This is a genomic window from Xanthomonas sp. JL1 (assembly GCF_038405005.1).
Window position 1 is genome coordinate 47,674 of the sequence record NZ_JBBYGR010000005.1, and the last position, 10,652, is coordinate 58,325.

At 64.3% G+C, this 10,652-nt stretch carries 11 protein-coding genes and 1 other RNA gene; 1 reads left to right on the plus strand and 11 read right to left on the minus strand.

Annotation, left to right across the window (positions count from 1 at the left end; all coding sequences use genetic code 11):
• Positions 1–327 precede the first annotated feature (327 nt).
• The 10 genes from truD to WJW29_RS01015 form a co-directional block, all read right to left on the minus strand.
• Positions 328–1,437 carry a tRNA pseudouridine(13) synthase TruD gene (truD, locus tag WJW29_RS00970; protein ID WP_011259525.1) on the minus strand — a complete coding sequence of 370 codons (1,110 nt, stop codon included), beginning with the start codon at positions 1,435–1,437 and terminating at the stop codon, positions 328–330.
• A 120-nt stretch (positions 1,438–1,557) separates the two neighbouring features.
• On the minus strand, positions 1,558–2,049 hold the full coding sequence (gene ispF, locus WJW29_RS00975; RefSeq protein WP_011259526.1) for a 2-C-methyl-D-erythritol 2,4-cyclodiphosphate synthase: 492 nt from the start codon (positions 2,047–2,049) through the stop codon (positions 1,558–1,560).
• A gap of 22 nt (positions 2,050–2,071) precedes the next feature.
• A non-coding RNA gene (locus tag WJW29_RS00980) (sX9 sRNA) lies at positions 2,072–2,145 on the minus strand.
• Between the two features lie 59 nt (positions 2,146–2,204).
• Positions 2,205–3,023 carry a 2-C-methyl-D-erythritol 4-phosphate cytidylyltransferase gene (ispD, locus tag WJW29_RS00985; protein WP_011408894.1) on the minus strand — a complete coding sequence of 273 codons (819 nt, stop codon included), beginning with the start codon at positions 3,021–3,023 and terminating at the stop codon, positions 2,205–2,207.
• Positions 3,020–3,385: a cell division protein FtsB gene (gene ftsB / locus WJW29_RS00990; protein ID WP_011259528.1), complete on the minus strand. Its 366-nt coding sequence runs from the start codon at positions 3,383–3,385 to the stop codon at positions 3,020–3,022. Before ftsB ends, ispD begins: the two co-directional genes overlap by 4 nt.
• 3 nt (positions 3,386–3,388) lie before the next feature.
• Positions 3,389–4,681 (minus strand): phosphopyruvate hydratase, encoded by a 1,293-nt coding sequence (gene eno / locus WJW29_RS00995; RefSeq protein ID WP_011408895.1) that lies wholly within the window; start codon positions 4,679–4,681, stop codon positions 3,389–3,391.
• 124 nt (positions 4,682–4,805) lie between these two features.
• Positions 4,806–5,048 carry a hypothetical protein gene (locus WJW29_RS01000; RefSeq protein WP_027703575.1) on the minus strand — a complete coding sequence of 81 codons (243 nt, stop codon included), beginning with the start codon at positions 5,046–5,048 and terminating at the stop codon, positions 4,806–4,808.
• Between the two features lie 116 nt (positions 5,049–5,164).
• Complete coding sequence (kdsA, locus tag WJW29_RS01005; protein ID WP_011259531.1) at positions 5,165–5,995, minus strand: 3-deoxy-8-phosphooctulonate synthase; 831 nt, start codon at positions 5,993–5,995, stop codon at positions 5,165–5,167.
• 203 nt (positions 5,996–6,198) lie between these two features.
• On the minus strand, positions 6,199–7,863 hold the full coding sequence (locus WJW29_RS01010; protein WP_011259532.1) for a CTP synthase: 1,665 nt from the start codon (positions 7,861–7,863) through the stop codon (positions 6,199–6,201).
• A 174-nt stretch (positions 7,864–8,037) separates the two neighbouring features.
• A complete protein-coding gene (locus WJW29_RS01015; protein ID WP_011259533.1) occupies positions 8,038–8,280 on the minus strand; it encodes a hypothetical protein in 243 nt (80 codons plus the stop codon).
• 164 nt (positions 8,281–8,444) lie between these two features.
• Here WJW29_RS01015 and parE point away from each other — a divergent pair, with 164 nt between their 5' ends.
• Positions 8,445–10,334, plus strand: a complete 1,890-nt coding sequence (gene parE, locus WJW29_RS01020) for a DNA topoisomerase IV subunit B (RefSeq protein ID WP_011408898.1) — start codon at positions 8,445–8,447, stop codon at positions 10,332–10,334.
• Positions 10,335–10,352: 18 nt separating this feature from the next.
• Here parE and WJW29_RS01025 read toward each other — a convergent pair.
• Positions 10,353–10,652: IS5/IS1182 family transposase (locus tag WJW29_RS01025; protein WP_027703997.1), on the minus strand; the 300-nt coding region annotated here is incomplete at its 5' end.

Consider the following 10,652-nt stretch of genomic DNA (forward strand, 5'->3'; position numbering starts at 1 on the left):
GTAGGCGGTAGGCGGTAGGCGGTAGGCGGATGGCGGATGGCGGATGGCGGATGGCGGATGGCGGATGGCGGATGGCGGATGGCGGATGGCGAAGTGTGATTGACTCGCAGCGTTCGAAGCGATTGCGTGCGTTGGCGGGAATGGCTGTTGCGCGTGGATGGCCATGACGCGATGTGAAGCCTGTTTGGCAACCTTGTACCGCACACGTCCGGTCAGTGACGCCGCCATCGGCTTCACCGTTGTGGCGTCGCGGCCAAGGCCGCTCCTACGCGAACAGGATGCCCAGATCGCTATCGACGCTGCGCTGGACGGCCGACCAGCACATAATCACTCGTCAGAGCGCACACCGGCGTCGAAACGGCCTGCGTCGGTGACCTCACCCAATTCCCACAGCACCGCAGTGGCATAACAGCCAGGCGGCAGCGCGAACTCCAGTTGCAGGGTCTGCGCCTCCAGCCATCGATAGTCCAGACCTTGCGGACGCAAGCGCAGCGCGCGGCGCTCCTGCTTCAATCCCGCTGCTTCCAGACCCTGGCGCAGCGCTTCGGATTGCGGATCGGACAAGGCGCCCTGCTCCACTGCTGCCGCCTGATCGGTCGAGCGCAACGCGCCCGCGCCCCACAACGGGCCGCTGGGGTGGATATCGAAACACGCCAGCCGCTCTGCCAGCGCATCGCTCCACGGCTCCGGGCCGAAGACGCTGCGCGAGCCATCCAGCATCCACGCCTCGCCTTCCAGCGCACTGTCCCAACTGTCCTGCTCCACACGTGCGGTGAGGACGCGATTGAACAAGGCCGAGCGCGCCGCCGACAGCAGCATCGAGCGCTGATCGTTGCGCAGCCGCCGCCTGGAGGTTGGTGCCGGCGCCAGTGTTCCATCGGCAGCCTGCACATAGCCGAACATCACCAACGCAGCCGCCACGTTGCCGCCATCGCGACCGAAGCGTTGTTCGCCGAACCAGTTGGGGATGCCGCGCGCAGCAATCGCCTGCAACCGTTCCTCGACTGCATCGCGCTCGCCGTGTACCTGGCGCAGCGTCAACACAAAACCGTTCCCGTGCAGCGCACCGCGTTGCAGCTTGCGGTTGTGCCAGGTGCTATCGATCACCTGCATCTGCGCATCATCCAGCGCTGCGATATCCGGCGCGATGCGCTTGGGCAGATGCACGCTGAAGCGCTGGGTGGTCACGGCGTGGCGATCTTTCAGGCCAGCATAGCCGACGCCCATCTCGGCGATGCCCGCCCAGTGCGCGAGCTTCTTGGCGATGTAGGCGGTGTTCTGGCCACGCTTGCACACGGTGAGCAGCAAATGCTCACCTTCGCCAGAAGGCTCGAACGCCGGCAGTTCGTCGACCTGAAAGTCGTCCGGCGTGCTGCGCATCGCCGCGCTGAGCACGGCAGCGCCATGTGCACGTGGCAGCAGAGAGGTCTCGCTCATGGTGTGATTCGCCTTCGCGCCGGAGGTGGCGCGCAATGCGCCGAATCGTTCGGCGTGGTGATTACATCCCGCTGCATCGGCGCCGGTCCCGGCGCGTAGCACTGCGCATCTTGCTGCAGCTTATGCAGCGATCCTGCCCAGCAGCACTGCAGCCTGTGCAGCGATGCCTTCGCCGCGGCCGGTGAAGCCCAATTGTTCGCTGGTGGTGGCCTTGACGCTGACCGCATCGAGTTCGATCGCCAACAGGCCGGCGATGCGCTCGCGCATGGCCACCGCATGCGGTCCGACCTTGGGGCGCTCGCAGATCACGGTGATGTCGGCATTGCCGACGCGCCAGCCGCGCTCGCGCAGCAAGCCATCGCAATGCTGCAGAAACTGCGCGCTGTCGGCATCCTTCCAGCGTTCGTCGGACGGCGGAAAATGCCGGCCGATGTCGCCCAGCGCCAACGCACCCAGCATCGCATCGCACAGTGCGTGCAACACCACATCGCCGTCGCTATGCGCAAGTACGCCGTGACTGTGCGCCACGCGCACGCCGCCAAGCATCACGTGCTCGCCAGGGCCGAACGCATGCACGTCGTAGCCTTGGCCGATTCGGAAATTGAAGGACATGGAGACCCCGTAGTTGTTGAGCAGCTACCAAACCGTAGCAAGCAGTCGTCAGGTGTGCGCGGACGACGCAGAAACGGCAGTGTACGAGTGCTACAGGCCGCACCAAGCATCTGCCACCCCGCCTCGCGATGAGCGCACTCGTTTTGATAGACGCTCTAAGTGGCGTCGTTACCGTGGCTGACTGTAGCGAGCTGCGTTGCCACGTTGCGCGCGTTGCTCTGCGCATTGACGGCCGGCGCCTCAAGCGCATCGGCATCGACCGCAATGCCGCGGCGCGCCAATTCGAATTCGAAGCGCGCCAGATCCGCCGGCGTGGTCACCTTGAAGTTGTCTTCGGCGCCTTCCACCAGCAATGGGCGCAGCCCCATCCGCTCCATCGCCATCGCCTCATCGGTGACGTCCACACCGGCAGCCGAGGCCTCGGTGAGGCCACGGATCAATTGATGGCGCCGAAACAACTGCGGCGTGAGTGCGCGCCACAGACGTTCGCGTGGTTCGGTGCCGTCGATGCCGCCATCGTCGCCGGCACGTTTGAGCGTGTCGCGTACCGGTGCGGCCAGGATCGCGCCCACCGGGTCGCCGCGACCGATTTCCAGCAGGCGGTCCAGATCGGCCAGGGCCAGATTCGGCCGCGCGGCATCGTGCACCAGCACGAAATCGTCGGCGCGTACGCTTTCGGGCAAAGCCAGCACACCAGCCAGCACCGAGGCTGCACGCGTCGCGCCCCCCAGGCAGGTGAGCACGGGTTTGGACTGCACGGCAGTCCAGCCCGGCCAATCGGCATCGTCGGGGGCGATCGCCACCACGATGCCGGCCAGCGCCGGATGCGCCGCCAGCGCCATCAGCGTGTACGCCATCAAGGGCTGGCCGCCGGCCTGCAGATATTGCTTGGGAAGCGGCCCACCAAAACGCGTGCCGCGCCCCGCAGCCGGCACGATTGCCCAAATGGAGCCGGCCCAGATCGAACCGGTCATGGGTGGTCCACCGGATCGGTGGAGGCAGGCGCCTGCTGTGCGGGGGCCGCCGTTTCAGGCGATGCAGGTGCCGGCAACGGCGCATCTTCGACCACGCGATAGAACGTTTCGCCCGGCTTGATCATGCCCAGCTCACTGCGTGCACGCTCTTCGATTGCCGCCTCGCCATCCTTCAAGTCCTTCACCTCTGCGGCCAACGCCTGGTTGCGTTGGCGCAGCCCCTCGTTGTCCTGTGTCTGATGCGCGACCTGGGCTTCCAGCATCATGACTTCGCCGGAATTCCCAGGCCCGAACCAGAATCGGTACTGCAGCCAAGCCAGCAATACCGCCAGCACCAGCAGTAGCCAGCGCCAGTTGCGCACGTCTTATCGCTTGATCGAAACGAACGCGTCGCGACCGGCGTAACGCGCGTCGGAGCCCAGCGCCTGCTCGATGCGCAGCAACTGGTTGTACTTGGCGACGCGGTCGCTGCGGCACAGCGAGCCGGTCTTGATCTGCGTGGCGGTGGTGGCCACGGCGATGTCGGCGATGGTGGTGTCTTCGGTTTCGCCCGACCGGTGCGAGACAATCGAGGCGTAATTGGCCGCGTGTGCCATGGCGATGGCTTCCAGCGTTTCGGTCAGCGTGCCGATCTGGTTGACCTTGATCAGGATCGCATTGGCGGTGCCCGAGTCGATGCCCTGCTTGAAGATCTTCGGGTTGGTGACGAACAGATCGTCGCCCACAAGCTGCACATGCTTGCCGACGCGGTCGGTCAACAGCTTCCAGCCGGCCCAGTCGTCTTCGGCCAGGCCGTCCTCGATGCTGATGATCGGGTACTGCGCGACCCAGTCGGCCAGGAAGTCGACGAACTGCTCGCTGGTCAGGCGCTTGTTCTCGCCGACCAGGTTGTACTTGCCGTTGTCGTAGAACTCCGAAGAGGCCACGTCCAGGCCCAGCAGGATGTCTTCGCCGGCGGTGTAGCCGGCCTTGCCGATCGCCTCGAGAATCGTGTCCAGCGCTTCGACGTTGCTGCGGAAGTCCGGCGCAAACCCGCCTTCATCGCCCACCGCCGTGCTCAGGCCGTGGCCCTTGAGGACCGACTTGAGCGAATAGAAGATTTCGGTGCCGGCGCGCAGCGCTTCGGAGAACGAGCTGCAACCGACCGGCAGCACCATGAACTCCTGGAAGTCGACGTTGTTGTCGGCATGCGCGCCGCCGTTGATGATGTTCATCATCGGCACCGGCAGCGCCACATCCGATTCGGTGATGGTGGACAGGTACTGCCACAGCGGCTGCTTCCGCGAGGCGGCCACGGCATGCGCTGCGGCCAGCGACACACCCAGCAGCGCGTTGGCACCCAGGCGGCCCTTGTTCTCGGTGCCGTCCAGATCGATCAGACGACGGTCCAGCCCCTGCTGGTCGGCGGCGTCGAAGTTCTTCAGCGTCTCGGCGATGGTGCCGTTGACATTGTCCACTGCGTGACGCACGCCCTTGCCCAGATAGCGGGTCTTGTCGCCATCGCGCAGCTCGACCGCTTCCTTGGTGCCGGTCGAAGCGCCCGAGGGCACGGCCGCGCGACCGAACGAGCCGTCGTCCAGGGTGACTTCGGCCTCCAGCGTGGGATTGCCGCGGGAGTCGAGGATTTCGCGGGCGAGGATCTTGGCGATAGTGGTCATAGGTCGATCAGTTACCAGTAGAGGGGGAAGGACACCGGAAACAAGCTGCAGGATTATCGCTGCACACCGGTCCATTGCCAAATCGCAGACAGCCGCGGCAGGCGACAGGCAGGCGAGCGTAGCGCTAGGCCATCAGGCCCAGCAGCGACAGACCCACCAGCAGCAGCAAGAACAATAGCAAGACCAACGCGAGGACCGCTGCGCCGGTTTGGCGCGCCAACCGCAACGCAACCGGGCCAGCGATCAATCCACCGGCGGCTGAAATCGCGGCAACCATCCACGTGATCAGCATCGGCACCCGCGTGGCCTGCATGGCCTGATTGCCATCGCCGGGCATACCGATGCTGGCGGTGAACAGCACGACCATCACCGCCATGCACAGCCACGCCGCGATTGATGCGGCTAGCGCAAGCCAGCCCCATGGCCAGCGTTGCCACTGCCGACACTGGCGGTGCGATGCCGCCACCGTCCAGGGATCAACACTCATGCGAAGCGCGCGAACCCGTGTTTCTTGGTGACGGCATCCAGTTCCATCAGGGTTTCGAGCAGTTCTTCCATGCGATCCAGCGGCCACGCGTTGGGGCCATCGGACAGCGCCTTGGATGGATCCGGGTGGGTTTCGGCAAACAGACCCGAAATACCGACCGCCACCGCAGCGCGCGCCAGCACCGGCACGAACTCGCGCTGGCCGCCAGAGCTGCTGCCCTGCCCGCCCGGCAACTGCACCGAATGGGTCGCATCAAACACCACCGGACAGCCGGTGTCGCGCATCACGCTCAGCGAGCGCATGTCGCTGACCAGATTGTTGTAGCCGAACGAGGCGCCACGCTCGCAGACCATGATCTGCGCGTTGCCGGTGGACTTGGCCTTGTCCACCACCGGCTTCATGTCCCACGGCGCCAGGAACTGCCCCTTCTTGATGTTGACCGGCTTGCCGGCGGCGCAGACGTTCTTGATGAAATCGGTCTGCCGCACCAGGAAGGCAGGGGTCTGCAACACGTCGACGACGGCCGCGACCTCGTTCATCGGGGTGTATTCGTGCACGTCGGTGAGTACCGGCACGCCGATCTGCCGCTTCACCGCATCCAGCACCTTGAGGCCTTCTTCCAGGCCCGGGCCACGGAAGCTGGTGCCGGAGGTGCGGTTGGCCTTGTCGAAACTCGACTTGAAGATGAAGTTGACACCGAGCTTGCCGGTGATCTCCTTGAGCTTGCCGGCCACGTCGAGCTGCAGCTGCATCGACTCGATCACGCAGGGGCCGGCGATCAGGAACAACGGCTGATCCAGGCCAACTTCAAAGCCACACAGTTTCATCAAGTCACCTATTGATTGAAGCCCCTCTCCCGTCGGGAGAGGGGTTGGGGTGAGGGTACGGGCGCGCCGCTTTAGTGAACTGCGATGGTTCGCCTTGGCTGGCGCGTGGCGACGCGTTCGTCAAGGCTGCCACCTTCCGGTGTGCTGCGGCGCCCCTCATCCGCCCCTACGGGGCACCTTCTCCCAAGGGGAGAAGGGACGACTCAGGCACGCGCTTCCTTCAACAACTTCCCGCCGGCCTTTTTCTCGCGCGCCGCACGCACGAAGCCGATAAACAACGGGTGGCCGTCGCGCGGGGTGGACAGAAATTCCGGATGCGCCTGGCAGGCCAGGAACCACGGGTGCGTGTCGCGCGGCAGTTCCACCACTTCCACCAGGGTGTCGTCCATCGACTTGCCGGAGATCACCAGCCCGGCGTCTTCCAGCTGCGTGCGGTAGCGGTTGTTGAACTCGTAGCGATGACGATGCCGCTCGGCCACCACGTCCTTGCCGTAAAGCTCGCGCGCCAGCGTGCCCGGCTTCAGGCGCTGCTCCTGCAGGCCCAGGCGCATGGTGCCGCCCAGGTCGGATTTTTCGTCGCGCTTTTCGACTTCGCCGGTGGCGGTGCGCCATTCGGTGATCAGGCCGATCACCGGGTGCGGCGACTGGCGATCGTTCTCGGTGCTGTTGGCTGCATCCAGATCGGCGACATGGCGGGCATAGTCCACCACCGCCGCCTGCATGCCGTAGCAGATACCGAAATACGGCACCTTGTGCTCACGCGCGAACTTGGAGGTCTGCACCTTGCCTTCGAAACCGCGGTCGCCGAAACCGCCCGGTACCAGGATGCCGTCGATGTCCTGCAACGCCGCCATGTCGCTGCGTTCCAGATCCTGCGCTTCCAGCCACTTCAGGTTGACCTTGGTGCGCTGACGCAGGCCGCCGTGACGCAACGCTTCGGCCACCGACTTGTAGGCGTCCTGGTGATCGACGTACTTGCCGACCACCGCAATGGTGACTTCGTCCAGCGGATGCTTGACCGCATCCACCACCGCCGCCCACTCGGACAGATCCGCCGCAGCCACTTTGTCCCGCAGCTTGAACTGCACGATGACCAATTCATCCAGCCCCTGGCGCAGCAATTCCAGCGGCATGCCGTACAGCACGTCGATATCGGGGCAGCTGATGACCGCGCGCTCGGAGACATTGGTGAACAGCGCAATCTTGCGACGCTCCGAATCCGGCACGGCCTGCTCGGAACGGCACAGCAGCACGTCCGGCTGGATGCCGATCGATCGCAGTTCCTTGACCGAATGCTGGGTCGGCTTGGTCTTCAACTCGCCGGCCGCCGCGATGTACGGCACCAACGTGAGATGCATGAACATGGCCTTTTCGGCGCCGCGCTCGGTGCGCACCTGGCGGATCGCTTCCAGGAACGGCAGCGATTCGATGTCGCCGACGGTGCCGCCAATCTCGATCAACGCCACATCGAAGCCGGCCGTGGCCTCATCGATGCAACGGCGGATTTCGTCGGTGATATGCGGAATCACCTGCACGGTGGCACCCAGATAATCGCCGCGACGCTCCTTGCGGATCACGTTCTCGTAGATACGGCCGGTGGTCACCGAGTTCTTGCGCGACAGGCGCGTGCGCACGTAGCGCTCGTAGTGGCCCAGATCCAGGTCGGTTTCGGCACCGTCGTCGGTGACGTAGACCTCGCCATGCTGGAACGGGCTCATCGTGCCCGGATCCACGTTGATATACGGGTCCAGCTTCATCATCGTGACCTTCAGGCCACGCGCTTCAAGAATGGACGCAAGCGAAGCGGCGGCAATGCCCTTGCCTAGCGAGGACACTACGCCGCCGGTAACGAAAATCAGGGGGGTCATGGGGCTTGAAGCCTCCCGGAAAGCCATAGTTTAGCGGGTGACGGGCGAATGCCCAAGGGTTGCGTGACGACGAAGTCATTCCACGCTGAAAACGTGCATGTTGCGCGGGCCGCAAATGCAGACGCCCCGGCCTGAGCCGGGGCGTCTGCGTATCACTCAAGCGATGCGAAAAAATCAGCGCGCCGGCGTCTGTTCTTCCTCTTCCTCACGCGGTGACACGTCGCCCTTGGGCTTCTGCGCGGCAGCGGCGGCGCGGCGTTCGGCCTTGCGCTCGGCTTCGCTCTTGGCCTTGGCGTCGCCCGCCTTCTGCGCGGTGGCGCCCTGCCCGGTCTGCTGCGGAGCGGCCTGGGCCATGGCGGGGAGCGCTGCGACTGCGGCCGCACCGAGGGTGAGCATCACGATGTGCTTGAACTTCATGGCGTCCTCCTTAGCTTCGTCGACATCCTCAGGTGGGGACGTTTGGTTCCGAAACCAATGCCAGGGTATCCACTGGCACCCAGCCCTGCACTGAACGCCTGTCGCGTGCAAAAAATCGTCCCAGCCCCCACACTTGCGCGTCGTTTCACGTGCCAACGAGATGCATGAACACCCGTTATAACGCCGCCGATATTGAAGTGCTGTCGGGCCTGGACCCGGTCAAACGCCGTCCTGGCATGTACACCGACACCGCGCGCCCGAACCATCTGGCGCAGGAAGTGATCGACAACTCGGTCGACGAGGCGCTGGCCGGTCACGCCAAGCAGATCGAAGTCACCTTGTACAAGGACGGCAGCTGCGAGGTGTCCGACGACGGCCGCGGCATGCCGGTGGACATCCATCCGGAAGAGAAGATTCCGGGTGTGGAGTTGATCCTGACCCGGCTGCATGCCGGCGGCAAGTTCAACAACCGCAATTACACCTTCTCCGGCGGCCTGCATGGCGTGGGTGTGAGCGTGGTCAATGCGTTGTCGACCAAGGTCGAGCTGTTCATCAAGCGCGAAGGCAGCGAACACCGCATGGAGTTCCGCGACGGCAATGCCGCGTCCAAGCTGGAAGTGGTCGGCACGGTCGGCAAGAAAAACACCGGCACGCGGCTGCGTTTCTGGGCCGACCCCAAGTATTTCGATACGCCCAAATTCAACGTGCGTGCGCTGCGGCATCTGCTGCGCGCCAAGGCGGTGCTGTGCCCCGGCCTGACCGTGAAGCTGCACGACGAAGCCACCGGCGAGCAGGACAGCTGGTATTTCGAAAACGGCCTGCGCGATTACCTCAAAGGCGAGATGGCCGAGCACGAGATGCTGCCGGCCGACCTGTTCGTCGGTAGCCTGAAAAAAGACACCGAAATCGTCGACTGGGCCGCAGGCTGGGTGCCGGAAGGCGAGCTGGTGCAGGAAAGCTACGTCAACCTGATCCCCACCGCGCAGCACGGCACCCACGTCAACGGCCTGCGGTCGGGCCTGACCGATGCGCTGCGCGAGTTCTGCGATTTCCGCAATCTGCTGCCACGCGGCGTCAAGCTGGCGCCGGAAGACGTGTGGGACCGGGTCACCTTCGTGCTCAGCCTGAAGATGACCGACCCGCAATTCTCCGGGCAGACCAAGGAACGCCTGTCCTCGCGTCAGGCCGCCGGCTTCATCGAAGGTGCTGCGCACGATGCCTTCAGCCTGTATCTGAATCAGAACGTGGAAATCGGCGAGAAGATCGCGCAGATCGCCATCGACCGCGCCAGCGCACGGTTGAAGACCGAGAAGCAGATCGTCCGCAAGAAGGTCACCCAGGGCCCGGCCCTGCCCGGCAAGCTGGCCGATTGCATCAGCCAGGATCTGTCCCGTACCGAATTGTTCCTGGTCGAAGGCGATTCGGCCGGTGGCTCGGCCAAGCAGGCGCGCGACAAGGACTTCCAGGCGATCCTGCCGCTGCGTGGCAAGATCCTCAATACCTGGGAAGTGGCTTCCGGCAGCGTGCTGGCCTCCGAAGAAGTGCATAACTTGGCGATCGCGATCGGCTGCGACCCGGGCAAGGACGACATCACCGGGCTGCGCTACGGCAAGGTGGTGATCCTGGCCGACGCCGACTCCGACGGCCTGCATATCGCCACGCTGCTGACGGCGCTGTTCCTGCAGCACTTCCCCGCGCTGGTGGCCGCCGGCCACGTGTTCGTGGCGATGCCGCCGCTGTTCCGCGTGGACGTGGGCAAGCAGGTGTTCTACGCGCTGGACGAAGAAGAAAAGACCACGCTGCTGGACAAGATCGCGCGCGAGAAGATGAAGGGCCAGATCAGCGTCACCCGCTTCAAGGGCCTGGGCGAAATGAATCCGCAGCAGCTGCGCGAATCCACCATCCACCCGGACACACGACGGCTGGTGCAGCTGACCATCGATGATGGCGAGCAGACGCGTTTGTTGATGGACATGCTGCTGGCCAAGAAGCGCGCAAGCGACCGCAAGCAGTGGCTGGAAACCAAGGGCGATCTGGCTTCGCTGGAAGTTTGAAACCCCCTAAGAACCTGTTTACGATCTCCTGAGCAGCAGTGCCAGGAACGCCAGGTGGATGAACTGCAAGCTGGTATTGAGCCTTCGCTCGCAGTTCTTCCATAGCCTCCGGTTCTTCTCCAGCCAGGCAAAGCTGCGTTCGACACTCCAGCGCTTGGGCATGACCTTGAAGGTATGCAGCTCGCTGCGCTTGGCAATCTGTACGGTGACATGCTTGCCCAGAATGTCCTGTACGCCCTCGGCGAAGGGATCTCCGGTGTAGCCGCTGTCGCACAGCAGGCGTTTCACCCGACCTAAACCCGATCGGCAGCGTTTCAA